Genomic DNA, 26,851 nt, shown 5'->3' with positions numbered 1-26,851 from the left:
GCTCCCCTCATCCTTTACTTTATCTTATACACTCCCCTGACAAACCCTACTGAAAGGTATCCTGGATTTTCTTCATGACAGCGTCAGACTTCTTAATCAGGTCTGAAACCCCCATTTTCAGGACCTTCTTTCCCTTGAACCGGTCCAGTCCCTCCAGGGCCACATCATTGACAATGACCACACATGCAGCCTCGTCGATGTCCTTCTGCTTTAACTGGTTCTCAACACCGGCTCCGCCCTGTGTCTCAATGATTACTTCCATCCCCAGCTTCTCGCCGGATAATTTAAGCGCTTCTGCCGCCATGTATGTATGTGCCACGCCTGATGGGCAAGATGTAATTCCTACTACTTTCATTTTATCGTCCTCCATGTCAATCCTGTTTTCTTTTCATCACTATTTATTTTCATCATTATTTACTTTTACCACATTTATCTTCTTTAAAATTCATCAAATGTTATCTCATCCAGATCCACGGTATCTTCCTTTTCAACCGTTACATCCACATAATCCTTCTTTAATAAGTTTACCATAACCGCTGTCACAAATCCACCTGCCAGGACAGAAATCAGATACCAGATTTTCCCTTCCACAACCGGAAGCACGATGATTCCGCCCCATGGCGCATGGTTCAGGACCCCTGTCAGGAATGGAATGATATTGCCTGCCACGGCGCCCACAATCAGGGACGGGATGACCCTTAAGGGATCATTGGCCGCAAATGGGATGGCTCCCTCGGTAATACCCACACAGCCCATAAGGATGGCTGCCTTGCCAGCTTCCTTTTCCTCAACATTGTACTTTTTAGGAGCCAGAAGCGTTGCGATTCCCATGCCGATAGGGGGCGTACAGATGGCGACGCCAACGCCGCCCATCAGGTATGGAAGCGTATCAACCTGGGTCTGTGCAAACAGTGTTGCCACCTTATTGATGGGGCCGCCCATGTCAAATGCAGTCATGGCTCCCAGGATGGAGGCCAGCGGTACCTTACCCACATCGCCCAGCCCGGACAGCCAGGCCGTAAGACCGTTCATAAGGGCTGCAATCGGCCCTCCGATGCCCCATACAATGATGCCTCCGGTAACCAGTGTCCCCACCAGCGGATAGATGAAGATGGAACCCAGTGTCTTAAGCGCGATGGGAAGCTTAATCCGTTTTAACTCCTTGACCACAACCCCTGCTATCAGGCCGGCGGCCATGCCGCCCAGGAATCCGGCGCCCATTTCCCTTGCCAGATAAGCCCCGATCATACCAGGCGCAAGGCCGGGCTTGTCGGCGATTGAATATGCAATATATCCGCCCAGCACAGGGATGAAAAGCGTCAGTCCGCCCAAACCGATCTGTGCAAGTCCTGCCAGCCAGCCTGTCTCCGGCGTTGCCGCCCCTTCCGGGTTCAGCATGACTGCCAGAGAAAACAGGATACCGCCTGCTACGATAAAGGGAATCATATGTGATGTGCCTGTCAATATATGTTTCTTTAATATCCTTAACTGCTCTTTCATCTTCCTACCCCTCCAGAACTTCACTTAATATGTTGTATACCTGTTCCCTGTCACTCTTCCTCAGGGAATCCCTGAACTCCTCATGCATCAGCTTCCTGGACAGGTTGGCCAGGATCTTCATGTGGGTGTCCCCTGCCTCGCACAAAGGAACCGCTATCAGGATGACCAGGTCAACCGTATCCCCCGACTCCTCATTCCACACCACCGGTCCCCTGGTCCTGCCAAAGCACACGCTGGCCTCCAGCACATGGTCTGTCTTGCCATGAGGAAGTCCCATATCAAAGCCCACAAAGGTTGCCGCAATGGCCTCCCTTGCCAGCACATCCTGGAAAAACTCCTCTGCGTCCGTTATCCTGCCAGCCCTGTGCAGCTCCCCTGCCAGGGTGCGGATAATGTCCTTCTTGTCCCCTTCCATATCAAATACAATACAATTCTTATTAATTAATTGACTCATCCCTTTATAACCTCCTTCCGGCCATGCCGGATATTGAAACCTCTGATTCTTAAGCGCTTAAGAAGTATGTCTTGTCCTTACAGGCTTTATCATAAATCAATTTCAGGAGATTGAACAGATAGAAGATTTGCAAAAACTTTTTACAAAAAGTTGGAGGGGGTGAAATGTAAAAACAGAAGGCGGATCCAACATATCCATATCCGCCTTCTGTTCCTGTAACATATCTTTATCTTTTCTGTATCCTATCTATTCCTGTGTCTTATCTGTTCCTGTATCTTATCTTAGCATTCCGAAAATCCAACACTCCTTAAGAATCTTCCAAATGCCTCACGTCCCGCTTCATCACACTTATATACACCTGCGTCCTCCAGAACCCTGGCGAACACATATCCCACTTCCTCCTGAAGGATGGACTCCACATTCTCCGCAGTAACGGCAATGCCCTTTTCCTTATATTTGGGAAGGAAACCATCCACCCAGTCCGCATGTTTCTCCAGTGTTTCATTGCTGCGGATGTCCCTTCCTTCTATTATATAGGTTCCCAGTTCAGCCAGTTCCGTCTTAAGCCTGGACGGCAGCACCGCCAGACCCATGACCTCAATCAGGCCGATATTCTCCTTCTTAATATGGTGCAGTTCCTGATGGGGATGGTACACGCCCAGAGGGAATTCCTCTGTGGTGATATTGTTGCGCAGTACCAGGTCCAGCTCATACATATCCCCCACCTTACGCGCAATGGGCGTTATGGTATTATGAGGTTCACCCTCTGTCTCTGCAAATACGAATGCAGCTTCATCCGTATACCCACGCCATGCATTAAGGACCACGTCCCCCAGCTCAATCAGGCGGCCTGCATCCTCTGCCCTCAGTCTCAGCACGGACATGGGCCAGAACACGATTCCAGCCTCCACGTCCTCAAATCCTTTATATGTAAAATGCTTCTCCATGGCAGCCTTAGCCATGGCAAAGGTATAATGTCCCCCCTGGAAATGGTCATGGCTCAAAATAGAACCGCCCACAATGGGAAGGTCTGCATTGGATCCCAGGAAATAGTGGGGGAACTGCTTAATGAAGTCAAACAGCTTCCTGAAGGCGGCCTTATCTATCTTCATGGGAATATGCTGGCCGTTAAACACGATACAGTGTTCATTGTAATATACATACGGAGAATACTGGAATCCCCACTGGCTGTCATTAATCGTAACCGGGATGATCCTGTGGTTATTCCTGGCCGGATGGTTGGCGCGGCCCGCATAGCCCACATTTTCCATACAGAGCTGGCACTTGGGATACCCGCTCTGCTTGGCAAGCTTGGCAGCCGCAATGGCCTTAGGGTCTTTCTCCGGCTTGGACAGGTTAACCGTGATATCCAGCGTACCGTACCGGGTATCGGTGGTCCACTTCATATCCTTGACAATCCGGTAGCGGCGTATATAATCCGAATCCTGGCTCAGCTTATAATACCAGTCCGTGGCTTTTTCCGGGGAAACCTTATAAAGCTCCCAAAATTCCCGCTCCACCTCGCTTGGCCTTGGCATCAGGCAGTTCATCAGCTTTGTATCAAATAAATCCCTATATACGACGCTGTCATCCTTCAAAACCCCGGTTTCATGGGCATGGTCCATAAGAACCTTTAAGATTTCCTCCAGGCCGCCCTCAAATCCTTCCCCTTCCGGCTCCTGGTACTCATCCATCCCCATTACGTCCAGGATCTGGTTCCTGGCATAAATAGCATCCACCTCAGTGATAAGGCCAGTGTTAAGACCATACTGTACAAGTCCTTTGATTGCTTTATAAACCATATCAGCACCCTCCATTTTCTCATTACTATTAATTATATCCTGCCCCTGCCGTCAAGACAATGGCAATTTCTTAGGAAATATATCAAATTTCTCGGAAAACCCGGCTGATCCGCTGTACCACCATCCCGCCTAACAGCCCAATCATGGCTCCGGCCACGGTTCCGGCCCCAAGAAGCACGGGAAGATACGCAAATACCCCAAAGGTATGGACCACATAAGCGGCCATCATAAACTGCCCGATATTGTGGGCCACCCCGCCCAGTATACTGACCCCCACCATGCCGAACAGACGGAACTTCTTACACACCCCCATGACAGTCAGGCTTAAGCCTGCGCCCGCCAGACTAAAAAGGATGGCTGATGCAGGGCCGAATGTAAAACCCGAGAAAAAGATACGGACCAGATTAACGGCAATCGCAGCCCTTACCCCCATACAGTAAAGGGCAATCATGGTAACCAGATTAGCCAGTCCCAGCTTCACCCCCGGCGCCCCCAGATAAACCGGTATCAGGGACTCCACATATCCTAACACAACAGCCAGGGCAGTCAGAAGCCCGAACAGGGCTATCTTCCTGGTGGACATACGCTGTCTGCCTGCTTTCTTCTTATTATTGTTGATTACAACCATATGACACCTCTGCCTGTCCGGCCCTGCAGTGCATTGCCGAATCATTTTGGAACGCATCCTTTGAATCACATTTTTATGACACGTCTTTTAAACACATCCCAGTATATCATATATTCCCGGATGTATCCAAAGGATTTATCAGGAAGCCCCCCTCTTCCATCTGCTGCCAATACCAGGACTCAAACCCTTCATCCGTGCCGTCCCCTGTGGATTCCTGATAAAAGCCCTTAAGCTGTTCCTTAAACTCCCCAAGCCTTTCCTTATCCTCCAGATGGGGCGATGCCAGTTCCTCCCTGATCCGGCAGGCCGATAAAGAATAACGGATGGCGCTGTCCAGATCATTTTTAATTTCGGCGTAAGCAGACGCAAGGTAATGCTGCACCGATGACTCCGCAGCCTCATAACCGCCGTCCTTATTAATCAGTGTCAACGCTTCCTGATACAGGGAAAATGCCTCTTCCCCCTTCCCGGTATCCTGATACAGCATGCCAAGATTAAACCATATCACGCCCATCGTATAGTTATCCGCGCTTCCAGTCTGTGAAGCTTTCCTATAATATGATTCCGCAGATGCATAATCATCCAGCTTCTCATAGCTCCTTGCAATCCTTATATATATCCAGACCGGGTCAGACTGGTGCTTTTCATAAATCCCCAGCGCCTGCTGGTAGGATTCCAGCGCCTTGTCATGCTCCTCATTCTTTTTATAGGAGTCCCCGAGGCCAATCAAAAACTCAGCCGCATCCTCTGAATCATTTCCGCTGACCTTCTTAATGGCCTTCAGGCCCTTCCTGTAATAATCAACTGATTCCTCACTTTTTCCCGCTTCCCTGAGAACCCTCCCTATGGCAAAATAATCCCACGCCAGATCCTCTGTATTGGAGGTACGCTGGTCCACATCCGCGGATTCATCCAGATACTTAACTGCCTGTCCATACTCCCCAAGATTATAGTAGATAACCCCCAGGCGGTAATACAGGGGTCCGTTCTCCGGCTGAAACCGTCCGCCCCTGGCATAGATGTCATCCACCACCTGCTGATAGTATTCCGCCGCTTTTTCAAACTCCCCGTCATTATAATACTGCTCACCCAGCCCAGCCTGCGCGGATTGTCCGGGGCCAAACACGAACCGGTACGTAACCCGCCTGCCGCAGGCCGGTCCCTGATACACAAAATACAGGATACAGAACAGGATCAGGCACTTGGTAATCGTCGGCCCCTTCTTGTACCCCTTTCCCTGGCCCCCATCCAAAACCATCTCCTGTATCCCTCTGGAATCCCCTTTATCATTCTCCTGCATCCCTCCGGAATCCCTTTTATCATCTTCCTGCATCCCCCCGGAATCCCTTTTATCATCTTCCTGTATCTCCCCGGAATCCCTTTTATCATCTTCCTGCATCCCTCCGGAATCCCCTTTATCATTTTCCTGCATCCCCCCGCAATCCCTTCTATCCTCAATCCTCTCCCGCTCATCCATACACCTTTCCCCCTCCCGGCCCGGTTCCTTCCCTCAGTCCCGCCTATAAGGATTATACCATGGATTTCCATATAATGTATGTTTTCAATGCCCGTAATATCAATCCGCTCCCAATCCATCCTGGTTTAAACTTACAGCGGAATTTGATTGTATAACCGTTCTAATTGTGATAAAATAAACAATGTGCCGGGATACCTTTCAGACGGCACATTACTACTAAATTCCGAGGAGTGATACAATGAGCAGAAAAACAATGACTTCCAGCACAAGAAGCGCCATCGGCATTGCTGTCATGGCAGTGATGTCCATTGCCGTCATAGCAGTCTCGAACCCTTTGTACCACGCATTAAAAGGGCCTGTCACCACCAACCAGCCTGAGGTTCCCCTGGCTGACGGCACCTATACCTATGAAGCGCCGGAGCCTGATTCCAACGGATACAGGGATTCAACCAGCATCACCGTGGCAAACGGGATCATCGTATCCTGCGTATGGGATTCCTTTGACGCCGAAGGCAACGGCAAGCAGAAGCTGAGCATGGACGGGCACTACGTCATGACGGAAAACGGCCCCACCTGGAAAGCCCAGGCAGACGCAGTGGGCAGATACGTCATTGAACACCAGAAGGTGAACGGACTTGCCAACCAGGATGGTTATGCCACCGATGCGGTCTCTACCGTCAGCATCAATGTCTATCCATTTATCAACGGAGTGGAGGAATGCCTGAAACAGGCAGCTGAACAATGAAAGTTTTAGGAAAACGCGATATGATACTGGCCGCAGCTATCCTTCTGATTGCCGCGGCCGTATTTGGATTTAACTATGTCTCACACAGGGCGCCTGCCGCCACAGCCCAGATCAGCGTGGACGGCAAGGTGGTAAGGACCCTGGATTTAAGTAAGGATACAGAACTCACTGTCACCGGCGCAGGCGGGGGCACCAACCATCTCATTGTAAAAGACGGGGAAATCTGGTGCAGCGAAGCCAGCTGCCCTGACAAGGTCTGCGTGCACCAGGGTAAGAAGCACCTGAGCAGCGATACCATTGTATGCCTTCCCAACAAGATGATTGTAACCATCACGGGGAAGGAATAGGGTGTGCCAATGCGTAAGCCCGGCCCCCATATAGCATGCCTGTCTCAGAACTTCCTGGATGTCCCCACTCCTGCCAGGGCTTTCTTGATTGACTCAAAGTCCATTCCACCCACAGAGTCAATGGTTGCAACTACCGCCCCTTCCACCAGGGGACAGTCCACCATCTCCACCTTTTTACCTTCAAATGTCTCTATGACCATCTCCGTGGTCATTACCGCACTTCCCATATCCATCAGCACCAGTACGCCGTCATCTGAATACACGGACTCAATGGCTGCCTGTATCTTCTCAAAGCTGGTCCCAAATCCTCCGTCATCCATGCCGCCCGCTGCCGCTATCCTTGCGCTAGGCGCCATGATGGCTGTCAGTTCAACCACGCTCTTAGCCAGATTCCCGCTATGGGAAACAATCACAAATCCTACCATACCTTATCCTTGCTCCTCTCCATTTTCCTATGATATTCCAAACACGTTCCAGCCGCCTTATGGTTCCAGTCACATAAGTCCGGCCACAACCTCCAGCATATAGGAATAGGAAGTTGCCCCCGGATCCTGATGGCCCAGGCCGCGCTCGCCCACATAGCTGGCGCGCCCCTTGGTGGCCACCAGGTCCTTGGTATGCTCAGCTCCTGCCCATGCCGCCTGAACACCTGCATCCAGGGCTTCTTTTGTGGTCTTCCCCTCTGCCACGGCTTCCTCCATGGCCTTCAGCGACGGAACCATGGCGTCCAGCATGGTGGCTTCCTCCACCGTTGCCTTGCCCCTCTGCTCCACTGCCTCCACCGCAGTCTTCATCATGGACAGGAAATCATCCATATCCATCTCTTCCTTCCCCGCCATGGCCATCCCCGCCTTCATATACGCAGAGCCGTACAACGGCCCCGAGGCGCCGCCCACCGTGGATACAAGAGTCATGCCGACGGTCTTTAAAATGGTCCCGATATCCTTGCCTTCCAGACCTGGAAGCTTGCCTTCCACCGCCCCGAACCCTCTTGCCATGTTAATGCCATGGTCGCTGTCCCCGATTGGCTGGTCCAATTCCGTCAGATACTCTTTCTTTTCCTCCATTTTAAGGCCGATTGCCCTGATGATTTCCAATACTTTCTTACTGTCTGCCATGGTGACCACCTTTCTGAGATTTCCTCATATCATAATCATTATAAAAACCCCGCCCGTTACAGGCGGGGAAATAATCCGTTCACCCGGTCCCTATCTTAAGGCCGGAGTATCTGCCGGGGCGTCCAGCAGCCGCTTCAGCTCCTCATCCAGGCGGAGCAGGGAAATGGAGAAGCCCTGCATCTCAATGGATGTCATGTACTCTCCCACCATTGTCTTGTAAACCTTGATTCCCTTTTCAGCCAGCACATCCGATACATGGTTATTGATGATGAACAGCTCCATAAGAGGCGTTGCGCCTGCGCCATTGATCATGACAGCAACCTCAGAACCATTATAATCAATATCCCCCAGGATCTGCTCCAGCAGCATATCCGTTATCTCATCCGCTGTCTTCATGGATTCCCTGTGGGTTCCCGGCTCCCCGTGGATGCCGATTCCCACTTCCATCTCATCATCCGACAGTTCAAATCCCGGCTTTCCCGCTGCGGGAACCGTACACGCCTGGGTGGCAGCGCCCATGGTCCTCACATTATCAATGACCTTCTGGGCAACGGCCTGCACCTCGTCCAGGGTTCCCCCTTCCTCTGCCAGGGCGCCCGCGATTTTATGTACGAAAATGGTCCCGGCCACGCCTCTGCGCCCCACGGTATAAAGACTGTCCTTGACCGCCACATCATCGTTGGTCACCACATGCTTAACCGTGATTCCCTCCATCTCGGCCATCTCAGCAGCCATCTCAAAGTTCATCACGTCACCGGTATAGTTCTTCACAACCATCAGCACGCCTGCGTCCGTTGCAACCGCCTTGATGCCCTCATAAATCTGGTCCGGGGTCGGGGAGGTAAACACGGCTCCTGCAACTGCCGCATCCAGCATCCCGGTTCCCACGAACCCGCCGTGCGCAGGCTCGTGTCCGCTGCCGCCGCCGCTAATCAGGGCAACCTTGCCCTCCTTCTTATGCGCGCGCACCACGACGTTGCCGCAGTCCAGCTTCCTCAGATACTGCGGATAAGCCTTGACCATGCCCTTAATCATCTGTTCCTCTACCAGCGCTACATCGTTGATAAATTTCTTCATATTGCGAACCCCCTTATATTATTATGATACAGTTCCATGACAGCCTGCAGGGTCCCTCTCCATAAGGACCCTATGCAGCCCCTTATATTACCGCACAAAGCAGGGACTCCCTCCGGGAGTCTCTGCTTTGCCTTCCCCGCTTACTCGCCCAGGCAGTTCATGTCGTTAAGGCCGCAGGTCTTGTCCTCTTCATCCGCCACACAGTTCATGTCATTGAGGCCGCAGGTCTTATCCTCTTCATCTGCCACGCAGTTCATATCATTAAGACCGCAGGTTTTATCCTCTTCTTCCGTCATTCCGTTCATGTTGTTGATATCCAGCTGCTTTTTCTCCATGTAAAGTCCTCCTTTACCTGAGGCCGCTTTCACACGGCCCGTCTGTTAGTTACCGCCCTGCTTCATGAACCACAGGAAGCCGGCCGCTGTTTTACGGACGCTGAAAGCTTCATTCCTGTTGCTTAGAGCCTCCCTTTGGGCAGCTGCCGACTGTCTGTTTCTTGCCACGATGGTGCTCAATCGCGGACATTCCACTTACGCATTCCTGGTTGCTACAATGTCTACCCCCGTATCAGCCACATTGGCAACAATCACATCGCCAATGTGCACAGGCGCCTTTACGGTCACGCCTTTTAAGGCCTTGACACACTGGAAGATCTTTCCTTTGGGTATACTGTCCTTTGTCTTGACGGAAACCCTTCCCACCTTGCCGCCTTCCACCATGACGGTGGATGTGACAATCCTGGTGGGATTGGTGACCTCGTTCCTGGCATATACCTCCCCCCGCTTACAGGTCTGGCCTGTAATGCTGAGGATTTCCCCATCCTCCAGTTGAACGGTCAGAGGACACCCCATTGGACAACCGATACAGATAAGTTCTCTCTTTTCCATGGTTTATGCCTCCTCTACCTTTATTGTAATGGTCTTAAGTTCCGGATGCAATAGTAATTTATCTTTTTCCAGCTTTATCTCCTCCATCTCACCGGGAGCCATAACCGGACGTTTCCTGTGCATCACCCGTTCATCATTAAAGTAAACCCCGATATAACAGTTCTTATAAACATTGCCCACACGGAACCGGACAATCTGGGTATCCTCCATACGCTCCGGATTAACGGTACACGGAACCGTATAGCGGACTCCGTCCACTGCATTCAGGACGATTTCCTGTCCGCCTCCGGCCCGTTCCCCGTCCTTCACATATTTGGCCGCGTTCTTTCCGGCTGCCGCCGCTTCCTCGGACACAAAGTCCACCAGGTCATGTACGTGGAGCACATTGCCGCAGGCAAATACGCCTTCGATGTTGGTTTCCAGGCTTTCATTGACCACCGGGCCGGATGTGACGCGGTTCATCTCCACGCCCATGGAGCCGGACAGCTCATTTTCAGGAATCAGTCCCACGGACAGAAGCAGGGTATCACATGTATAATCCTCCTCTGTTCCGGGAATGGGTTTCCCCTTTTCATCCACAGCCGCAAGGGTAATTCCCGTAAGCCGTTCCTTGCCCCGGATGTCCACCACGGTATGGCTCAGCTTCAGGGGGATGTCGTAGTCATTGAGGCACTGCACGATGTTACGCTTCAGGCCGCCGGAATACGGCATCAGTTCAGCCACCACCTTGACCTTGGCGCCTTCCAGGGTCATACGCCTTGCCATGATCAGCCCGATGTCACCGGATCCCAGGATCACCACTTCCCGCCCGGGCATGAAGCCTTCCATGTTCACCAGCCGCTGGGCCGTGCCGGCGGAGAAGATACCGGCCGGACGGTAACCCGGAATGTTCAGCGCGCCCCTGGAGCGCTCCCTGCATCCCATTGCCAGGATTACGGCTTTGGCCTGGATTTCAAAGAGGCCCTCCTCCCGGTTCATGGCTGTCACCACTTTATCATGGCTGATATCCATGACCATGGTGTTTAATTTGTACTCAATGTTCCGTTCAAATACCTGCTCCTCATAGCGGGCCGCATATTCCGGCCCTGTAAGCTCCTCCTTAAACGTGTGGAGACCGAAACCATTGTGGATGCACTGGTTTAAGATTCCTCCCAGTTCCCTGTCGCGTTCCAGTATCAGGATGCTTTCTATCCCGTTATCCCTGGCCGCCACAGCTGCAGCAAGACCCGCAGGACCGCCGCCGATTATGACGATATCATATTCTTTCATCTTAAGCGCTCCTTTCTATATTCTGTCCTTGTTGGTTCCCACTACAAGTTTCGATTCCCCGCCTGACTTGGTAATCTCCGTCATGGGAAGTCCCAGTTCCCGGTGAAGCAGTTCCATGGACCTTGGCGTACAGAACCCGGCCTGGCAGCGTCCCATCCCTGCCCTGGTCCTGCGCTTGATGCCGTCCAGGGAACGGGCGCCAAGAGGCCTGTGGATTGCGTCCAGGATTTCCCCTTCCGTCACCATCTCACACCTGCAGATGATGTTGCCGTAAGCCGGCTTTTCCTTAATCAGCTCCGCCCGTTCTTCCTTTGTAAGGGTGTCCGGGTCCAGGATGCCTTTTCTGGTTCCCACAAAATCAGGATTGGGCTCCAGCCCCATCCTGTCTTTCAGTATCCCTGCCACCATCCTGCCGATGGCCGGGCAGCTGGTAAGGCCAGGGGACTCGATACCGGCGCAGTCCACGAATCCGGGCGCGTCTTCCAGTTCCTCAATGATGAATTCATGATGGTCCTCATGGGCCCTTAAGCCTGCGAATGAGGTAATCACCTGCCTCATGGGCAGGTTCTTCACATTCATCCCCGCCTTGTCAATCAGTTCGTCCAGGCCTTCCCTTGTGGTTGCCGTGGCTTCCTTATCTTCAATATCTATGGCTGTAGGCCCTACTATCAGGTTGCCGTGGACCGTAGGAGATACCAGTACGCCCTTCCCATACTTTCCAGGCAGTGCAAAGATGGTACGGCTGACATGGTTTCCCGCGCTCTTATCCAGCAGACAGTAATCGCCCCGCCTTGGGGTGATGTGAATCTTTGTTTGGCTGACCATGTTGTGGAATGTGTCAGCATGGACACCGGATGCATTTACCACATATCTGGTTTCATACACGCCCTGGTTTGTCTTTAAGGCCCAGCCTCCTTCAATCTTTTCAATATCAAGGACTTCCGTGTTGAATTTGAAGTCAATGCCGTTTGTATATGCATTCTCAGCCAATGCAATGTTTAAGTTAAATGGACATACAATTCCTGCGGTCGGTGCATAGAGGACTCCCGCCACCTCATCGGTCAGGTTAGGCTCCATTTCCCTGATTCTGGCCTTATCCGTGATGACTTCCATGTCCTTCACCCCGTTTGCCACGCCTCTTTCGTAAAGTGCCTGAAGGTCGGGCAGCTGTTCCTCGTCCAGGCATACCACAAAGGATCCGCACTGTTTAAAGGGGAAATCCAGTTCCCTCGCAAGGCCGGGCATCATCTGATTGCCCTCCACATTCAGCTTAGCCATCAGGGAGCCTTCTGCCGCGTCATATCCGGCATGGACAATTGCGCTGTTGGCCTTGGAAGTCCCGCAGCACACATCCTCTTCCCTTTCCAGGACACAGGCATTTACCTTATATCTGGACAGCTCCCTTGCAGATGCAGAGCCTGCGACTCCGGCTCCGATTATTATTACGTCATACATTTTCCTCGTTCCCTTCCTTCGACTGCCTCATAAAAAGCGGAGCAAACAAGGTATGTTTCCATACCCATTTGCTCCGCTCCACTCTCACGCAATCAATATGTAATTATATAAAACTTATGCCCACGGAATTGCCTGGTACAGTAATGCTGCAACCACTGCTCCCACAACCGGCCCGATGATGACAACAGGAGCATAACCCCAGTTGGAATCGCCTTTGCCCTTAATCGGAAGCACTGCATGTGCAATACGTGGTCCAAGGTCACGTGCCGGGTTGATGGCATAACCTGTCAGTCCGCCAAGGGACATACCGATGGATACGATGATTCCGAATACCAGCAGTTTGTCAACGCCAGCAGGAATACCTGCTACCTGGCCAATACCCTTTATAGCAAATACAAGTACGAACGTACCGATTGCTTCACTTAAGATGTTGCGTCCCATATTCGGAACAGATGGTCCGGTAGAGAAAACACCCAGCTTGGTTGCAGCTGACTCAGTTGCGTCAAACTGATCCTTGAACAGCAGGTAAACCAGTACCGCGCCCACAAATGCGCCTGCAAACTGCGCCACGATGTATCCTGGGACCAGTCCCCATGCCAGGCTGCCGTCCACTGCCAGGGCAATGGTCAGGGCCGGGTTGAAATGCGCGCCGGACGCAGCGCCGAAGATGAACGCGGGAACCATGACTGCAAGGCCCCATGCAAAGGTAATCTGGATGGAACCAGCGCCCTTCATACCGGATTTGTTCAGCGTAACGTTAGCTACAACACCATCACCTAAAAGTATCAGTATCATTGTTCCTAAAAACTCCGCAATATATGGCAACATATAGAAACCCCCTTGTCTAATTTGTCGTCAACAGTTCCATACCCCGTACGATTAATCTTCTTTTGCCCATCCATAGGAACATTTTACTGCCTTGTTCCAGCCTGTGACCATCTCTGTCCTCTTGTCTTCAGAGATTTCAGGTGTAAATGTCCGGTCAATTGCCCAGTTCTTAAGCACCTCTTCCTTATTGGCCCAATATCCCACTGCCAGGCCTGCCAGGTATGCGGCGCCCATTGCCGTTGTCTCCACGCACATGGGACGGTTGACAGGAGCGTTGATGATGTCGGCCTGGGTCTGCATCAGATAATTGTTGGCGCTTGCGCCGCCGTCCACCTTAAGCGCTGCCAGCTCAATGCCGGAATCAGCCTTCATGGCCTGCAGTACGTCGTTCACCTGGTAGCAGAGTGAATCCAGGGTTGCGCGGATGATATGGTACTTATTCACGCCGCGGGTAATGCCTACAATGGTGCCTCTTGCATACTGATCCCAGTGGGGTGCTCCCAGTCCTGTAAATGCAGGAACCACGTAGCAGCCATTGGTATCCTTGACCTTCTTGGCCATGTACTCGGAATCCGGCGAGGAATCAATGATCCTCATCTCATCGCGGAGCCACTGGATGGCCGCGCCTGCAACGAAGATGGATCCTTCCAGCGCATAGTTGACCTTGCCGTCAAGTCCCCATGCAATGGTGGTAACCAGGCCGTTGCTGGAGAATACCGGTTTCTCGCCTGTATTCATCAGCATGAAGCAGCCGGTTCCATATGTATTCTTTGCCTCGCCTGCATTGAAACAGGTCTGGCCGAACAATGCGGACTGCTGGTCTCCTGCTGCGCCGCCAATGGGGATTTCCCCGCCAAAGAAGGAGGAATCGGAATTGCCGTAAACACAGCTGGACGGTTTTGCTTCCGGAAGCATGCACTTTGGTATGTTCAGTTCCGTCAGAATCTCGTCATCCCACTCCAGGGTATTGATGTTGAACAGCATGGTACGTGATGCATTGGAATAATCCGTCACATGGACCCTGCCCTTGGTCAGCTTCCAGATCAGCCATGTCTCCACGGTACCGAACAGCAGCTCGCCCTTTTCCGCACGTTCCCGCACGCCTTCTACGTTATCCAGGATCCATTTTAATTTGGTTCCTGAGAAATATGCGTCAATTACAAGTCCTGTCTTGGCACGGAAGGTATCAACCAGGCCCTTATCCTTTAAACTGTCACAGTACTCAGATGTCCTGCGGCACTGCCATACGATTGCATGGTATACAGGCTCGCCTGTCTCTTTATCCCATACAATGGTGGTCTCACGCTGGTTGGTGATACCGATGGCAGCAATGTCCTCTGCCGTCGCCCCAATCTTCGACATGGCCTCTACTGCTACGCCCAGCTGTGTGGACCAGATTTCATTGGCATCGTGCTCTACCCAGCCCGGCTTCGGGAAATACTGTGTGAATTCTTTCTGGGCAACGCTGCACATCTCACCTTTCTCGTTAAAAAGGATACACCTGTTGCTTGTTGTTCCTGAATCCAGTGCCATTACATACTTTGCCATAAAAACCCTCCTTTTCTTTCCACGATATTTCCTATCGCGGAAGTTCCTAACTTGTTGTGATACACTCCATTTCCTTCCATGGTGCTTTCATCCATGGACCTGCTTATGTATCATTTATACTAAAACCGTCTTCCATTCCCCGTGGAATCCAGTTCAGTTCCGTATTGATTCCCTTTGTGTCACATGAGCCATACTTTTGGGTTGGTTGTTGAAACGGATATGGCCCCGGCTGACAATGCAGCCATCACATCTTCCTTGTCTGATATAAGCCCCCCTGCAATGACCGGTACACGGACCAGTCTGCACACCCTGCGGATTACCTTAGGCATAAGCCCCGGCAGGATTTCTATGATGTCAGGTCTGGCCACGGCCATCTGATGTTCAATGTTCTCAAATGCCATGGAATCCAGCACGAATACCCTGAGTGTCGTGTAAAGGGACAGCTCCCTGCCCCGCTTAATCAATCCGGGTTTGGTGGAAATGATGCCGTCCGCCAATGTATTGTTCTTTATGAAGTCAACCGCTACTTCCTTGCCGCTGAGTCCTGTTATCAGGTCAACATGTACCATTGCCACTTTGTCTGCCTGCTTAATCTGGCTGACGATTGTCCCGATGTTGCAGATGTCTCCGAAAAGAATGAATACCACCTTGATTTCTTCCCTGGCACAGCAGGCATTCAGTCCATCCATGTCCTTGACAGCCGCTATGACCGGGTTTGATTCAATCAGGTCATAAAATTTCTGGTCCATTGGAATCCCCCTCCTTCTCAAACAAAAACAAAAAAGAGCATAGCGTTAAACCAACATTTCTGTCGTTCTACTATGCTCTCATCATCTCAGCACCATTATTTATCTAAATCCAATATAGCATAATGCACATAGATTTGCAACACATTATATTTATTTCTTAAAATTCTTACAGTTTTTTCTCAATAATCACCGCATTTTTTGTGCAGAATTAATGAATTTTTTGCTTTATTTTCCATTTTTTAGTTATTATTTTAACAAAGTGACGATTTCCTCAATTTCCTTGCTCCCCATGTGGATTTCGCTGTCATTGAAGATCATCATGGGTATCCTCTTGATATCGTACTTTGCCACCAGGTCCTCATAAAGCGCCGCGTCAATCATCTCAGCCTCAATATTGGGATTGAGGATGGCGATGCGCTGGCAGGCAGACACCACGACCGGACAGTGATGGCAGGCCAGGGAAACGCAGATCTTGATGTTGGTCTTTTTATCCAGCTTGTCAATCTTCTTCCTCAGTCCCCGGGACATCTCCTGGCCGGGGCCTGCAAGGTTATAGATTGCCAGCACGAAGGAATTAATCTCCTTGCCGCCCGGCACACCGTGAAACGATGCCCGGCCATACCGGCCGTCCCTGTAAAGCCCGGTGACGGGAAGCCACTGTGTATTAAGTTCAGGCACCTGTCCGGCCTCCTCGGGCGCGTAAAGTTCCAGCTCCAGCTTATCGCTTAAGGCTGAAACCGCCTTTAAGAACGCCGCCTGCTCACAGTCCTTTTCCCTTGAAAGGTCCACCACCGCCTTTATGGCCACCCGGCCTTCCATTTTACCGAAAATGCCGGAAAGCTGTGTCTTCAGCCCCTCGTCAATCAGGCTGCTTTCTTCCGGAATCCTTGCAAGATCAATCGTAACAGCCACCTCCTTACAGCATTCCAACCAGATCCAGGCTGGGAGTCAGTGTCTCTTCACCCGGTTTCCACCTGGCAGGACACACCTGGTCACCGTGCTCTTCCACGAACTGGGCTGCCTGGACCTTGCGCAGCAGCTCCTGCGCGTTCCTGCCAATGCCCATATCATGGATTTCATACACTTTAATCTTTCCTTCCGGGTTCACCACAAAAGTCCCCCTTAAGGCCTGGCCCTCTTCCTCCACCAGCACGCCGAAGTTTCTTGCAAGCACGCCTGCCGGGTCGCCTAACATGGGATACCGGATCTTCTTGATGGTGTCCGAAGCATCCGCCCATGCTTTATGGACAAAATGTGTGTCCTCTGAGACAGAATAAATCTCACAGCCAGCCTCCTTGAAATCATCATAGAAGTCAGCCAGGTCCCCAAGCTCCGTGGGACATACAAAGGTGAAATCCGCTGGATAGAAAAAGAACACGGACCAATGGCCCAGCGTGTCTTCCCTGGTAATTTCCCTGAACCTGCCCTGGTCATATGCCTGTACCGTAAAATCATCCACTGCCTTGTTAATCAGATTACCCATACATACGCTCCTTTCTGTATTGATTGCCAACGTTTTCAGAATTAATTCGATTGTAGCACAGGTAATCTGATATCACAACTATTTTTCCGGTCAAGCCTGTCTCAACAGGCGCTTCATGGACCTGATGGTCAAGCCTGCCTCATCGGCCGCTTCATGGACCTGATGACTGCCTTCGTCTCCTGGTCCACCCGGAAGGATTCCGTAATCTTCTGCAGCGCTTTGTTGTAGGTCCAGTCATCCAGATGATTCTGTTCCAGATAAGGCATTACCGCCTCAGGAAGCTTGATGAAGTAGATGGACAAGGCCCAGGCCACGGCCATTTTCACATAATATCCCTCATGCCTGACTGCGTCCATGCGCTCCAGCGCTTCTTTTACATGGTCTTCATCCACGAAGTGGGACAGCATCATGACAACGCCGAACCGTATGCCGTACTCCTGTCCTGACTCCAGATAGGGCTGGATGAATTCCCATGCCTCCTGTCTGTATCTGCCTGCCATTTTCAGGGAGCCGCAGAAAATATCGCATACGGCCCAGTTGTTGATGGCTGGTATGAATCCGGTGATATAAGGCACCGCATCCTCCCACTTTTTAAATCCCCTGCATATACAGAGTCCCCAGAGGATCAGTTCATCGTAATAAACCCCATCGTCCCCCTGTCCATCCGCCTTCCAGGCGGCCTGGACCTGACTTATGTATCCCTTCCAGTCCCCTTTAAGCAGTTCCTTTGACAATGCCCGCAGGACCGGAGTGCGCACTCCCAGGATTCCCGCGGTTCCGGGCAGGAGCCTGCTGTGGAACTCCCTGTATTCCGGGTCCGCTTCCGCCCTCAGCCGATCCCTCATGTGTTCACGTATGGTCATGTCCGGCATGATCCGTCCTCTCCTCCCAATATATTTTGATGCCCCCGTATTCATGACTGTGTTTCAAATACCTGTATTACAAATCACGACAGCAGGAATTCACTCAGCACATAATTGCTCACATCCATCCCCCACTCGGTCAGGGAAATCCAGACCCCGTTTTTCTCCAGAAGCCCGTCGGATATCAGACGTTCTATGACAGGACCGAACACGGTCTCCAGTTTGATGCCGAACATGGAAACAAAATCAATCCCGGATACCCCTTTTGTAAGACGCAGGCCCAGGAACATGAACTCCTCCATCCTGGCCTCCCTGGACAGTTCCTGCAGGGGGCCGTGAAGCTGTTCAAGGACCTCCTCCGGCGCCCGGTTAAAATCCAGACCCAGATACATATCCAGGTCACTGGTATTGCTGAACCTGCATCCGCCCAGATAGGAGGATGCGCCCAGTCCCAGCCCCAGATAGGGTACCTCTGTCCAGTAGCCGATGTTATGCCGGCACTCATGACCGGGCTTTGCATAGTTGGATATCTCGTAACGCCCATATCCCTGTTCCGTGAGGAAGGTCCTGGTCAGGTGATAAATCCTGTTTTCCGTGTCTTCATCCGGAAGCGGCGGAAAAGACGGGCCGTCAGCGGCCATAGGATGTTCCTTACCATCCTGGCCGGCTGACCGCCAGCTGCCAGCCGCTCCCTGCCCATAATGGTCCCAGAAAGGAGTCCCCTCCTCGATGATAAGGCTGTAGGCAGATATATGCTCCGGTTTCAGCATGGCAACCTTTTTCAGCGTATTCTTAAAAGACTCCAGGGTCTGCCCCGGAATACTGCTCATCAAGTCCACATTGATGTTAGAGAATCCAACCATCCTGGCACACTGGAAGCTTTTCAGGAATTCCTCAAAGGTGTGTATCCTTCCCAGGTCCCTCAGCTCCCGGTTATCCGTGGACTGAAGGCCGATGCTCAGGCGGTTGATTCCTGCCTCACGGTAGATATGGAGTTTGTTGTAAAGCAGGGTTCCCGGGTTCACCTCTATGGTAATCTCCGCATCCTCCGCCACGTCAAAATGATATTTGAGCGCGCGCATGATATCCGCTATCAGACATGGTTCCATGACAGAAGGAGTGCCTCCCCCTATGAATATGGTTGTCACCTGGTATTCACGGCAAAAGGCACCCTGCGCTTCTATCTCCCGTATCAGCTGTGCGGTATACGCCTCATGGACCGATGCCAGCGCCCTAAAGGACAGGAAATCACAGTAAAGGCATTTCCTGGCGCAAAAGGGTATATGGACATACAGCTCCATGGGCTTTTTATTTTTGCTTGTCATAATGTGGTCATCTCATCCGTTCTGTATGAAGGGTTAGCACCCTGTATGAAATCGTCATGGCATCCGATACGCCTGTTATTCATGGGATGATTATTCCTCATCCAGCTTCAATACGCTCATGAATGCCTTCTGTGGTATCTCTACATTGCCAATCTGGCGCATACGTTTCTTGCCTTCCTTCTGCTTTTCCAGAAGCTTCCTCTTACGGCTGATATCACCGCCGTAACACTTGGCAAGCACATCCTTGCGCACGGCTTTCACTGTCTCACGGGCAATGATCTTGCCGCCGATGGCAGCCTGGATGGGAATCTCGAACAGGTGTCTGGGGATTTCCTCCTTAAGCCGTTCACACATCCTCCTGCCCCGCTCATAAGCAGAATCCGCATGGACGATGAAGGAAAGGGCGTCCACCTCCTCCCGGTTGACCAGGATGTCCAGCTTCACCAGGCTGGAACGCTCGTAGCCCTTTAACTCGTAATCAAAGGACGCGTATCCTCTGGATCGGGACTTGAGGGCGTCAAAGAAATCGTAAATGATTTCATTCAGGGGCAGTTCGTATTTTAACAGTGCCCTGGTTGTCTCAATGTATTCCATGCCAAGGTAATTACCACGGCGCTCCTGGCAGAGCGTCATGATTGGTCCTACAAATTCAGTCGTCACCATGATTTCAGCGCTGACAATAGGCTCCTCCATATATTCAATCTCCGTTGGATCCGGAAGGTTGGAAGGGTTGGTCAGTTCAATCATCTCTCCCGTGGTCTTATATACACGGTACACAACTCCAGGGGCAGTGGTGACAAGGTCCAGGTTATATTCACGCTCCAGGCGCTCTTCGATTATCTCCAGATGAAGCAGGCCCAGGAAACCGCAGCGGAATCCAAATCCCAGGGCAAGGGAGGTCTCCGGTTCATAAAACAGGGAGGCATCATTGAGCTGGAGCTTTTCCAGCGCGTCCCTCAGGTCGTTGTACTTGGCGCCGTCGGCAGGATAAAGGCCGCAGTACACCATGGGGGTTACCTTCTTATAGCCGGGCAGAGGGGCGGCGCAGGGGTTGTCCCGCCCTGTCACTGTGTCTCCGACCCGGGTGTCCCTTACATTCTTAATGCTGGCCGTGATGTATCCTACCATGCCGGCGCTCAGTTCTTCACACGGTATGAACTGTCCGGCGCCAAAATATCCCACTTCCACCACGTCTTCTTCTGCCCCGGTTGCCATCATCCGGATAGGGGTGCCCTTTTTCACCGTGCCCTCCATGATACGGCAGAAAATGATGACCCCTTTATAGGAATCATAGGTAGAGTCGAAAATCAGGGCCTGAAGCGGCGCCTGTGGGTCCCCTTCGGGGGCCGGTATCTTGTGGACAATGGCTTCCAGCACATCCTCAATGTTGACCCCTGTCTTGGCGGATATATGGGGCGCGTCGCTGGCATCCAGGCCAATCACATCCTCAATCTCCGCAGCCACCCTCTCAGGCTCCGCGCTTGGCAGGTCAATCTTATTAATGACAGGGAACACGTCCAGGTCATGGTCCAGGGCCAGATACACATTGGCCAGTGTCTGGGCCTCTATGCCCTGGGATGCGTCCACCACCAGCACCGCGCCGTCACAGGCCGCAAGGCTGCGGGATACCTCATAGTTAAAGTCTACATGTCCCGGGGTGTCGATAAGGTTGAAAATGTATTCATTCCCATCCTTTGCCTTATATACGGTGCGGACAGCCTGGGATTTGATGGTGATTCCACGCTCCCGCTCCAGATCCATATTGTCCAGTACCTGCTCCTGCATCTCCCTGCTGGTCAGCAGGCCGGTCTTCTCAATGATACGGTCAGCCAGGGTGGACTTGCCGTGGTCGATATGTGCTATGATACAAAAATTTCTGATTTTACTTTGGTCAACGTGGGCCATATTGGTTCCTTTCTCACATTCAGGTTTCTTACAGTCTATTAGCCAGCATTGCGGGGAAGGCCCCGCGCACTGGTTTCGCTTAGTAGAATATACCATTTTTTGCTTCTGAGTGCAACTTTTTGTTTTGATTATGCCTCTGCATTGCCCATAAAGTCCCCGGGGTCCCTTTATTTTCCTGACAGCACCATATCCAACAGCTCCGACAGGGGTTCCATTGCATTTAACGCCTCCTGATATGTGTTGGTCTGCGCCCCCACCTCAATCAGGCTGGACTTGGGACGCAGATGCTCATTATAGCGCAGTCCCTTGAGATAGATTTTCCTGGTAAAGCCGGGATAGTAGGCCGCTGCATCCAGCTGCATCTGCAGGCTGAAGGCCAGGTTATCCTCCCGGTTCGGGTTCTGGAGATATTCAATCGGACCTTCCGGGGTCTGGCTCAGGCCGTTAAAAAACATGATCTGGGCAGTATCCTTTCCGTCCACCTGCGTCACCAGATGCAGGTTCTCACCCACCCCGTCACGGTGGATATCCAGCACCACCTCGATGGACGGGTTCTGCTGCAGGATGTTCGTTATCCCGTCCAGGGCGTAATTGTAGGCCTTGCTGCGGTCCAGCTGTCCATTTTTCAAATCATATACAGACTTGTCGTGATATACATTATAACCTTTGTCCTCCAGAAGCTTTGTCAGGTAATCCCCTACCCCAACCACGGTCTGGCCCGGACCGGAATCTGCAAACGCCTCCTGGGAATGGGTATGGTAAATCAGGATCTGGGGCTTGGAATTGTCCCCCTTCATAGACATGTCTTTGCCCAGAAGGGTCTTTGCATCCATCAGGTCCCTTCCGGCTGTGGTAGAAGTATGTACGCTATAAAAATGTTTCATGAGGAAGTCATAATCCGCCAGCTGCTCCATTACATATGTATTGCCGGTAAGCGGGCGGTTCAGGGTGCCGGTAAGGGTTTCCGAGGCCTGAAGGACATTGCCGCCGGGCAGCACTCCGCCCTGGCCCGTGGTGTATAGCTGGCCGGGTGTATTTGCCTGGCCTGATGCATTTCCCTGACCTGATGTATTTCCCTGGCCTGATATATTTCCTTGGCCTGACATATTTCCCTGGCCTGACATATTTCCTTGGCCTGACATATTTCCTTGGCCTGACATATTTCCCTGGCCTGATGCCATCAGGCTGCCTGGTTCCTCCAGTGACTGCTGTCCGGTCTCCTCATTGCCATACCAGGCCAGATACTGGTGTTCCTGGTAAAATGTCCTGACCGTCTGGTATTTCCGGTAGGATGGGTCAGGGTCAGTAATTCCCTGATGCTGACCGTCGCCATCCTGTCCCCTCCTTATCTGCTCCCCGGGGCGGGCCTGGGTCCATATGGCCTCCACCAGCCACTGGCCTCCGGCTTTTATCATGTTCCTGTAATCATTTCTCGGGATGCTGCCCGCGGCCCGGCCAATGAAACGTCCGCCGAGAAGCAGCAGCATAAGCAGGATTGTGCCGGCCAGAAACCGGCGCATCAGCCGCCCTGAGCCTCCACGTCTTAATCTCATATCATTTTTCACCTGTCATCATACTAGGTTGTGTTTGGAAAATGCTTTCTGCCAGCCGTGTGTCACACCTTATGGGAAATTAGGGTCCCGGCTTGGAAGACACAGCAGGCTGCGCGGACCGGACCGGGACCAAATATGCCACGGAATGGGACAGGCTTTGTCCTGAGGAACGTCGTAAGAAGCGTCCTATAGGACGTCCTGTGACGGATTCCTTAAGAAGGATAGCAGAAACGGATTTTCAAATACGCTCTAATATCATGATATGCAGGTGTGATATGGATATTGCGTTTTTTATTCCATGGCGGGTACATCTGCATTTCAGGCTTGTCATTACACATTGTCATTCATCATTGTCATTGGCTACTGTCATTCATTTGTCATTCATCATTGTCATTGGCTACTTTCATTCATTTGTCATTCATCCTTCTCTTTATAGCAGCCACTGGTTTTCCTACGGAAAAACAGCCTGGTGGATTCCTTCTGATATGGTGAAGCTCAGCTGTTTCACGGACTGGTCGATGTCAGGCGGGGTCACGTACAGGGGGCCGAATTCCGGCTCCAGCAGTTCCCGTATCAGCTGGTACTGCTGGTCTGAATCCATATCCTCAATCCAGTTGCCTGTTCCTTTTGTCTTATCGTTGTCCGCCAGGACCCGTATCAGGGCGGACACCGTATCGTGGACAATGGCCGCCGCCCCAACCACGGTAGGCACCCCGATTGCAAGCACAGGGACCCCCAGGCTTTCACGGGTCAGGCTGTGCCTGTGGTTCCCAACGCCTGAGCCTGGATGGATTCCGGTATCCGTAAGCTGTATGGTGGTTCCAAGCCTGCGCACGCTTCTGGCTGCCAGGGCGTCAATGGCAATGATTAGATCCGGATGGGTTTCATTGATGATTCCCTTCAGGATTTCCGCTGTCTCCATCCCTGTCTGTGCCATGACCCCTGGCGCTATCCCGCTGATGGCGGGAAGTTTCCTGTCTTTTAAGAAGGTTTCCCCATACTGTCCGTCCAGATGCCTGGTAACCTGCAGGTTTCCCAGTACCCTTGGCCCCAGGGAATCCGGGGTGACTGAACGATTGCCAAGACCCACCACCAGTACCGACGGCAGGTCCTCTTCCTTCCAATTAATCATCTCACTCATCAGCTTCCTTATCTGGTGCGCCAGCTCTTCTGATATCTCACTGTGATATTCATCATCCGCCTTGGACAGGCGGTCGGCCTCCAGTGTCAGATAGGTGCCCTTGGGCTTGCCCATAGCCCTGGCTCCCTGGTCATTGAGTATTTTCACCTCGGTCAGCTTAACCTGGCTTTTCTGGTGATGCCACTCCTTAAGCTTAACCCCGGATATCTCGCCGCCGTCCCCCTCAAAGCTTTCCCTCTGCTCCAGCGCAAGGTCGGTCCTTATGTCAAACCCTCCCTGTAACCCTGTATTTACTGCCTCTACGGCATCATTTTCCTGCATACCCATTCACCTCTCGCCTGATATTTGTACGTTTACTATGGTTATTTTAGGCAAAATAGCAGATTTTTATTCCATGATACGAGGCAAAGCGCAGGGTGGATGTGGTTTGACATTGATGGGAAGACAGATTCAAACATTCCTGGGCCTCCTTGCCCTTTCCCCGGCCGCATCACCGTTTGGACGCAAATTAATTGCAGGCCACGGAGGTATTATAATCCATAAGTTCTGGGGAAGGACCATCAGGTGCAGGTATCCAAACCTTACAAAAGTTGAGGTCTGCTTTTGGGGCAGAAGGACCATCATGAATTTTTACAAGGGCGGTGAGCGGATTGGACGCCGTGAATCCACGGATGAGAATTTTGAAAAACTCTTAAGCTCCCTTTTGGAAATCATGCCGGAACGGGTTATTTTCAACCGCCAGGGCTTATAACAAGGGATTCTGGCTGCCACAGACAGGATTCTTCTGATTTCTATTGTTTTTCTTGAAAATTACTCCATTTTTGTCTTGACATTCCGTTCCAGATCAGCTAGAATACAATAGTATGTTTACATTAAACTGTCCGTGTCCAGACTTTGATGGAAAACACAAAGATTATACGTAAAGAAACGGAGGTGTATTTCATTGGCTAACATTAAATCTGCAAAGAAAAGAATCTTAGTAAACGAGACTAAGGCTGCAAGAAATAAGGCGATCAGATCCAAGGTTAAAACCGCTATCAAGAAGGTGGACGCTGCTATTGCTGCTGGGGACAAGGCTGCTGCCCAGGCTGCATTACTGGCTGCTACTTCTGAGATTGATAAGGCTTGTACCAAGGGAGTATATCACAGCAATACGGCTTCCCGCAAGGTATCCCGTTTATCCAAGGCTGTTAATTCCATCGCTTAATTTATAGAGATGACGAATGAATTGGTAATGAATAAACCATCACCGGCTTAACCCACCGATGATGGTTTTTTGTTGCTGTTTTTATCGGGCAGCCCTGCGTTCCCTCAGGATTGCGGAGTTCTCTTCTACTTTCTTCTTTCCTAAAGGATATACAAAGAGCAGCATCAGGGTCACACAGAAGAACAAAAGCGCGGGAACCAGGGTGGAGATGGTATAGAGGCCATTTAAGACTTCCGGTGTCTGTATTTTGGCCGCCGACTCATAGCCAATCATCTGCAGCGCATAGCCGCTCAGCCCGCCGGCCAGTGCCTGGCCCACCTTTCTTGCAAAGGAATAGACAGCGTAGATGGTCCCGTCCTCCCTTTTTCCATTCTTTACTTCTGCATCGTCAATAACATCCGTGATGTTAGCCCAGATAACCAGGTTAAAGAAGTTCACGCCAAGGAAACCAATTGCGGCTGACACCATATAAATCCACGGGTTACTGAGTTTCAGCGCAAATAATATCAGGTAAACCACACCAGTAAACGCCGTGGCCACCACAGCGGCTTCCTTCTTGCCCATGCGCCTGGTAATGCCGCCGACAAAGGCTGCCAGCACAAGAGACAGCATGATATTGATGAATGTATAGCTGGAAAATGCCTTAATATCCCCAAAGTAATCCGCATACAGGTAATTATTAAGGCCGCCGATCAGCAGCTGGCTCAGCATCAGGAACAATGCTGCCCCGATGATTCCCAGCATGGCCCTGCTGGAAAATATGGTAGCAAAGGTCTTTGCCAGCGTCACCTTAGGAGCATCCGGGTCCTTTTCAATCTTCACCCTTTCCGTGGTGCACTTATAGCAGATGATATAACAGATAATGGCGCATATGGAGAAGACACCTGCCATGACCGGGAATATGGCTCCGTCATTCCGGATTACCTGGGCGCCGCCCTCATCCGTGGTATAGATAATGACAGGCCCAAGAACCCCGATGACCAGCTGGGCCAGATTAGCTCCGATGCCACGGAACGTGGACAGGGCCGTACGCTCATCCGGCTTATCCGTGATAGCGGAAGCCATGGAGCCGTAAGGTATATTGATACCTGTATAACAGATACTTCCCCACAATAGATAGGTCACATACATATATACGACCTTGACGGTCATGGATGCACCGGCCAGTGAAGATTGATACATCAGGAAACTGGCAATTGCCACCGGCCCCGCCATACGGCGTATCCATGGTTTGAACCGACCGTCCTTTCCCGGTCTGCACACGTCCACAATACGTCCCATTGTAATGTCCGTGAATGCATCCACCACCCTGGCTGCCAGGAACAGGGTTCCCACCAGGGCACCAGGGATACCCAGTACCTTCATATAGAACACCATGAGGAATGTGCTGGCAAACATAAATGTAAAGTCATTGCCGAAATCCCCGAATAAATAACCTATTTTATCTCTCAGCCCAAAGGGCCTGTTCTGTCTGTCTTCCATTTTCTTAT

28 protein-coding genes are annotated in these 26,851 nt (G+C 51.5%); 4 read left to right on the top strand and 24 right to left on the bottom strand.

What is annotated here, in order from left to right; translation table 11 throughout:
* Positions 1 to 46: 46 nt before the first annotated feature.
* The 6 genes from MCJ35_RS05035 to MCJ35_RS05010 form a co-directional block, all read right to left on the bottom strand.
* The gene (locus tag MCJ35_RS05035; RefSeq protein ID WP_008722775.1) at positions 47 to 355 is read right to left on the bottom strand and encodes a PTS fructose-like transporter subunit IIB; all 309 of its coding nucleotides are present in this window, start codon (positions 353 to 355) and stop codon (positions 47 to 49) included.
* An 83-nt stretch (positions 356 to 438) separates the two neighbouring features.
* Positions 439 to 1,500: a PTS fructose transporter subunit EIIC gene (locus tag MCJ35_RS05030; protein ID WP_008722770.1), complete on the bottom strand. Its 1,062-nt coding sequence runs from the start codon at positions 1,498 to 1,500 to the stop codon at positions 439 to 441.
* A gap of 4 nt (positions 1,501 to 1,504) precedes the next feature.
* On the bottom strand, positions 1,505 to 1,954 hold the full coding sequence (locus MCJ35_RS05025) for a PTS sugar transporter subunit IIA (protein WP_008722768.1): 450 nt from the start codon (positions 1,952 to 1,954) through the stop codon (positions 1,505 to 1,507).
* A gap of 281 nt (positions 1,955 to 2,235) precedes the next feature.
* Entirely contained in the window at positions 2,236 to 3,756 is a 1,521-nt protein-coding gene (gene galT / locus MCJ35_RS05020) for a UDP-glucose--hexose-1-phosphate uridylyltransferase (protein ID WP_008722766.1), read from the bottom strand.
* Positions 3,757 to 3,838: 82 nt separating this feature from the next.
* Entirely contained in the window at positions 3,839 to 4,384 is a 546-nt protein-coding gene (locus MCJ35_RS05015; RefSeq protein ID WP_120056848.1) for a Gx transporter family protein, read from the bottom strand.
* A gap of 106 nt (positions 4,385 to 4,490) precedes the next feature.
* Positions 4,491 to 5,861, bottom strand: a complete 1,371-nt coding sequence (locus tag MCJ35_RS05010) for a tetratricopeptide repeat protein (protein ID WP_240299379.1) — start codon at positions 5,859 to 5,861, stop codon at positions 4,491 to 4,493.
* Between the two features lie 238 nt (positions 5,862 to 6,099).
* On the opposite strand from MCJ35_RS05010, the gene MCJ35_RS05005 reads away from it, so the two are divergent.
* Both MCJ35_RS05005 and MCJ35_RS05000 read left to right on the top strand, forming a co-directional pair.
* Entirely contained in the window at positions 6,100 to 6,606 is a 507-nt protein-coding gene (locus MCJ35_RS05005) for a hypothetical protein (RefSeq protein ID WP_025482657.1), read from the top strand.
* Positions 6,603 to 6,953, top strand: coding sequence for a NusG domain II-containing protein (locus MCJ35_RS05000; RefSeq protein WP_025482659.1), 351 nt, complete (start codon positions 6,603 to 6,605; stop codon positions 6,951 to 6,953). Before MCJ35_RS05005 ends, MCJ35_RS05000 begins: the two co-directional genes overlap by 4 nt.
* A gap of 44 nt (positions 6,954 to 6,997) precedes the next feature.
* Here MCJ35_RS05000 and dhaM read toward each other — a convergent pair whose 3' ends face one another.
* From dhaM to gpr, 17 genes are all read right to left on the bottom strand, one after another.
* Positions 6,998 to 7,378, bottom strand: a complete 381-nt coding sequence (gene dhaM / locus MCJ35_RS04995; protein WP_008722747.1) for a dihydroxyacetone kinase phosphoryl donor subunit DhaM — start codon at positions 7,376 to 7,378, stop codon at positions 6,998 to 7,000.
* A 69-nt stretch (positions 7,379 to 7,447) separates the two neighbouring features.
* The gene (dhaL, locus tag MCJ35_RS04990) at positions 7,448 to 8,071 is read right to left on the bottom strand and encodes a dihydroxyacetone kinase subunit DhaL (RefSeq protein WP_025482661.1); all 624 of its coding nucleotides are present in this window, start codon (positions 8,069 to 8,071) and stop codon (positions 7,448 to 7,450) included.
* Positions 8,072 to 8,161: 90 nt separating this feature from the next.
* Positions 8,162 to 9,148, bottom strand: coding sequence for a dihydroxyacetone kinase subunit DhaK (gene dhaK / locus MCJ35_RS04985; RefSeq protein WP_025482662.1), 987 nt, complete (start codon positions 9,146 to 9,148; stop codon positions 8,162 to 8,164).
* Between the two features lie 140 nt (positions 9,149 to 9,288).
* The gene (locus tag MCJ35_RS04980) at positions 9,289 to 9,483 is read right to left on the bottom strand and encodes a hypothetical protein (RefSeq protein ID WP_008722745.1); all 195 of its coding nucleotides are present in this window, start codon (positions 9,481 to 9,483) and stop codon (positions 9,289 to 9,291) included.
* 195 nt (positions 9,484 to 9,678) lie between these two features.
* Entirely contained in the window at positions 9,679 to 10,035 is a 357-nt protein-coding gene (locus tag MCJ35_RS04975) for a DUF1667 domain-containing protein (protein WP_008722744.1), read from the bottom strand.
* 3 nt (positions 10,036 to 10,038) lie between these two features.
* Positions 10,039 to 11,304 (bottom strand): NAD(P)/FAD-dependent oxidoreductase, encoded by a 1,266-nt coding sequence (locus tag MCJ35_RS04970; protein WP_008722740.1) that lies wholly within the window; start codon positions 11,302 to 11,304, stop codon positions 10,039 to 10,041.
* A gap of 15 nt (positions 11,305 to 11,319) precedes the next feature.
* Positions 11,320 to 12,759 carry an NAD(P)/FAD-dependent oxidoreductase gene (locus tag MCJ35_RS04965; RefSeq protein WP_025482665.1) on the bottom strand — a complete coding sequence of 480 codons (1,440 nt, stop codon included), beginning with the start codon at positions 12,757 to 12,759 and terminating at the stop codon, positions 11,320 to 11,322.
* A gap of 114 nt (positions 12,760 to 12,873) precedes the next feature.
* The gene (locus tag MCJ35_RS04960) at positions 12,874 to 13,587 is read right to left on the bottom strand and encodes an MIP/aquaporin family protein (protein ID WP_008722738.1); all 714 of its coding nucleotides are present in this window, start codon (positions 13,585 to 13,587) and stop codon (positions 12,874 to 12,876) included.
* A 51-nt stretch (positions 13,588 to 13,638) separates the two neighbouring features.
* Complete coding sequence (gene glpK / locus MCJ35_RS04955; protein ID WP_008722736.1) at positions 13,639 to 15,135, bottom strand: glycerol kinase GlpK; 1,497 nt, start codon at positions 15,133 to 15,135, stop codon at positions 13,639 to 13,641.
* 179 nt (positions 15,136 to 15,314) lie between these two features.
* Positions 15,315 to 15,884, bottom strand: a complete 570-nt coding sequence (locus MCJ35_RS04950) for a glycerol-3-phosphate responsive antiterminator (protein WP_025482666.1) — start codon at positions 15,882 to 15,884, stop codon at positions 15,315 to 15,317.
* 246 nt (positions 15,885 to 16,130) lie between these two features.
* The gene (locus MCJ35_RS04945; protein WP_008722725.1) at positions 16,131 to 16,796 is read right to left on the bottom strand and encodes a thioredoxin family protein; all 666 of its coding nucleotides are present in this window, start codon (positions 16,794 to 16,796) and stop codon (positions 16,131 to 16,133) included.
* Positions 16,797 to 16,800: 4 nt separating this feature from the next.
* Complete coding sequence (gene ahpC, locus MCJ35_RS04940; protein ID WP_025482669.1) at positions 16,801 to 17,367, bottom strand: alkyl hydroperoxide reductase subunit C; 567 nt, start codon at positions 17,365 to 17,367, stop codon at positions 16,801 to 16,803.
* A 128-nt stretch (positions 17,368 to 17,495) separates the two neighbouring features.
* Positions 17,496 to 18,239 (bottom strand): DNA alkylation repair protein, encoded by a 744-nt coding sequence (locus tag MCJ35_RS04935; RefSeq protein WP_025482670.1) that lies wholly within the window; start codon positions 18,237 to 18,239, stop codon positions 17,496 to 17,498.
* A gap of 74 nt (positions 18,240 to 18,313) precedes the next feature.
* A complete protein-coding gene (gene hemW, locus MCJ35_RS04930) occupies positions 18,314 to 19,555 on the bottom strand; it encodes a radical SAM family heme chaperone HemW (protein ID WP_025482671.1) in 1,242 nt (413 codons plus the stop codon).
* Positions 19,556 to 19,645: 90 nt separating this feature from the next.
* Positions 19,646 to 21,460, bottom strand: a complete 1,815-nt coding sequence (lepA, locus tag MCJ35_RS04925; protein ID WP_008722721.1) for a translation elongation factor 4 — start codon at positions 21,458 to 21,460, stop codon at positions 19,646 to 19,648.
* 167 nt (positions 21,461 to 21,627) lie between these two features.
* Positions 21,628 to 23,013, bottom strand: coding sequence for a stage II sporulation protein P (locus MCJ35_RS04920; protein WP_025482672.1), 1,386 nt, complete (start codon positions 23,011 to 23,013; stop codon positions 21,628 to 21,630).
* 451 nt (positions 23,014 to 23,464) lie between these two features.
* Complete coding sequence (gene gpr, locus MCJ35_RS04915; protein ID WP_025482673.1) at positions 23,465 to 24,475, bottom strand: GPR endopeptidase; 1,011 nt, start codon at positions 24,473 to 24,475, stop codon at positions 23,465 to 23,467.
* Positions 24,476 to 24,581: 106 nt separating this feature from the next.
* Between gpr and MCJ35_RS04910 the strand changes: the two genes are divergently transcribed.
* Together MCJ35_RS04910 and rpsT are read left to right on the top strand one after the other, a co-directional pair.
* Positions 24,582 to 24,905 carry a hypothetical protein gene (locus MCJ35_RS04910; protein WP_240299378.1) on the top strand — a complete coding sequence of 108 codons (324 nt, stop codon included), beginning with the start codon at positions 24,582 to 24,584 and terminating at the stop codon, positions 24,903 to 24,905.
* A gap of 192 nt (positions 24,906 to 25,097) precedes the next feature.
* Positions 25,098 to 25,361 (top strand): 30S ribosomal protein S20, encoded by a 264-nt coding sequence (gene rpsT / locus MCJ35_RS04905; RefSeq protein ID WP_008722714.1) that lies wholly within the window; start codon positions 25,098 to 25,100, stop codon positions 25,359 to 25,361.
* A gap of 81 nt (positions 25,362 to 25,442) precedes the next feature.
* Here rpsT and MCJ35_RS04900 read toward each other — a convergent pair whose 3' ends face one another.
* Complete coding sequence (locus MCJ35_RS04900) at positions 25,443 to 26,843, bottom strand: MFS transporter (protein ID WP_240299377.1); 1,401 nt, start codon at positions 26,841 to 26,843, stop codon at positions 25,443 to 25,445.
* Positions 26,844 to 26,851: the final 8 nt, after the last annotated feature.

The organism is Enterocloster sp. OA13 (assembly GCF_022440595.1).
Classification (GTDB): Bacteria; Bacillota; Clostridia; order Lachnospirales; family Lachnospiraceae; genus Enterocloster; species Enterocloster hominis.
Note: the sequence above shows the minus strand (reverse complement) of the source record. Positions and strands in the feature narration are given on the sequence as shown.

What these genes read in the sequence shown, in the direction of transcription:
- MCJ35_RS05035 (WP_008722775.1), bottom strand. Translation starts at nt 355, where the DNA reads ATGAAAGTAGTAGGAATTACATCTTGCCCATCAGGCGTGGCACATACA.
- MCJ35_RS05030 (WP_008722770.1), bottom strand. Translation starts at nt 1,500, where the DNA reads ATGAAAGAGCAGTTAAGGATATTAAAGAAACATATATTGACAGGCACA.
- MCJ35_RS05025 (WP_008722768.1), bottom strand. Translation starts at nt 1,954, where the DNA reads ATGAGTCAATTAATTAATAAGAATTGTATTGTATTTGATATGGAAGGG.
- galT (WP_008722766.1), bottom strand. Translation starts at nt 3,756, where the DNA reads ATGGTTTATAAAGCAATCAAAGGACTTGTACAGTATGGTCTTAACACT.
- MCJ35_RS05015 (WP_120056848.1), bottom strand. Translation starts at nt 4,384, where the DNA reads ATGGTTGTAATCAACAATAATAAGAAGAAAGCAGGCAGACAGCGTATG.
- MCJ35_RS05010 (WP_240299379.1), bottom strand. Translation starts at nt 5,861, where the DNA reads ATGGATGAGCGGGAGAGGATTGAGGATAGAAGGGATTGCGGGGGGATG.
- MCJ35_RS05005 (WP_025482657.1), top strand. Translation starts at nt 6,100, where the DNA reads ATGAGCAGAAAAACAATGACTTCCAGCACAAGAAGCGCCATCGGCATT.
- MCJ35_RS05000 (WP_025482659.1), top strand. Translation starts at nt 6,603, where the DNA reads ATGAAAGTTTTAGGAAAACGCGATATGATACTGGCCGCAGCTATCCTT.
- dhaM (WP_008722747.1), bottom strand. Translation starts at nt 7,378, where the DNA reads ATGGTAGGATTTGTGATTGTTTCCCATAGCGGGAATCTGGCTAAGAGC.
- dhaL (WP_025482661.1), bottom strand. Translation starts at nt 8,071, where the DNA reads ATGGCAGACAGTAAGAAAGTATTGGAAATCATCAGGGCAATCGGCCTT.
- dhaK (WP_025482662.1), bottom strand. Translation starts at nt 9,148, where the DNA reads ATGAAGAAATTTATCAACGATGTAGCGCTGGTAGAGGAACAGATGATT.
- MCJ35_RS04980 (WP_008722745.1), bottom strand. Translation starts at nt 9,483, where the DNA reads ATGGAGAAAAAGCAGCTGGATATCAACAACATGAACGGAATGACGGAA.
- MCJ35_RS04975 (WP_008722744.1), bottom strand. Translation starts at nt 10,035, where the DNA reads ATGGAAAAGAGAGAACTTATCTGTATCGGTTGTCCAATGGGGTGTCCT.
- MCJ35_RS04970 (WP_008722740.1), bottom strand. Translation starts at nt 11,304, where the DNA reads ATGAAAGAATATGATATCGTCATAATCGGCGGCGGTCCTGCGGGTCTT.
- MCJ35_RS04965 (WP_025482665.1), bottom strand. Translation starts at nt 12,759, where the DNA reads ATGTATGACGTAATAATAATCGGAGCCGGAGTCGCAGGCTCTGCATCT.
- MCJ35_RS04960 (WP_008722738.1), bottom strand. Translation starts at nt 13,587, where the DNA reads ATGTTGCCATATATTGCGGAGTTTTTAGGAACAATGATACTGATACTT.
- glpK (WP_008722736.1), bottom strand. Translation starts at nt 15,135, where the DNA reads ATGGCAAAGTATGTAATGGCACTGGATTCAGGAACAACAAGCAACAGG.
- MCJ35_RS04950 (WP_025482666.1), bottom strand. Translation starts at nt 15,884, where the DNA reads ATGGACCAGAAATTTTATGACCTGATTGAATCAAACCCGGTCATAGCG.
- ahpC (WP_025482669.1), bottom strand. Translation starts at nt 17,367, where the DNA reads ATGGGTAATCTGATTAACAAGGCAGTGGATGATTTTACGGTACAGGCA.
- MCJ35_RS04935 (WP_025482670.1), bottom strand. Translation starts at nt 18,239, where the DNA reads ATGCCGGACATGACCATACGTGAACACATGAGGGATCGGCTGAGGGCG.
- hemW (WP_025482671.1), bottom strand. Translation starts at nt 19,555, where the DNA reads ATGACAAGCAAAAATAAAAAGCCCATGGAGCTGTATGTCCATATACCC.
- lepA (WP_008722721.1), bottom strand. Translation starts at nt 21,460, where the DNA reads ATGGCCCACGTTGACCAAAGTAAAATCAGAAATTTTTGTATCATAGCA.
- MCJ35_RS04920 (WP_025482672.1), bottom strand. Translation starts at nt 23,013, where the DNA reads ATGAGATTAAGACGTGGAGGCTCAGGGCGGCTGATGCGCCGGTTTCTG.
- gpr (WP_025482673.1), bottom strand. Translation starts at nt 24,475, where the DNA reads ATGCAGGAAAATGATGCCGTAGAGGCAGTAAATACAGGGTTACAGGGA.
- MCJ35_RS04900 (WP_240299377.1), bottom strand. Translation starts at nt 26,843, where the DNA reads ATGGAAGACAGACAGAACAGGCCCTTTGGGCTGAGAGATAAAATAGGT.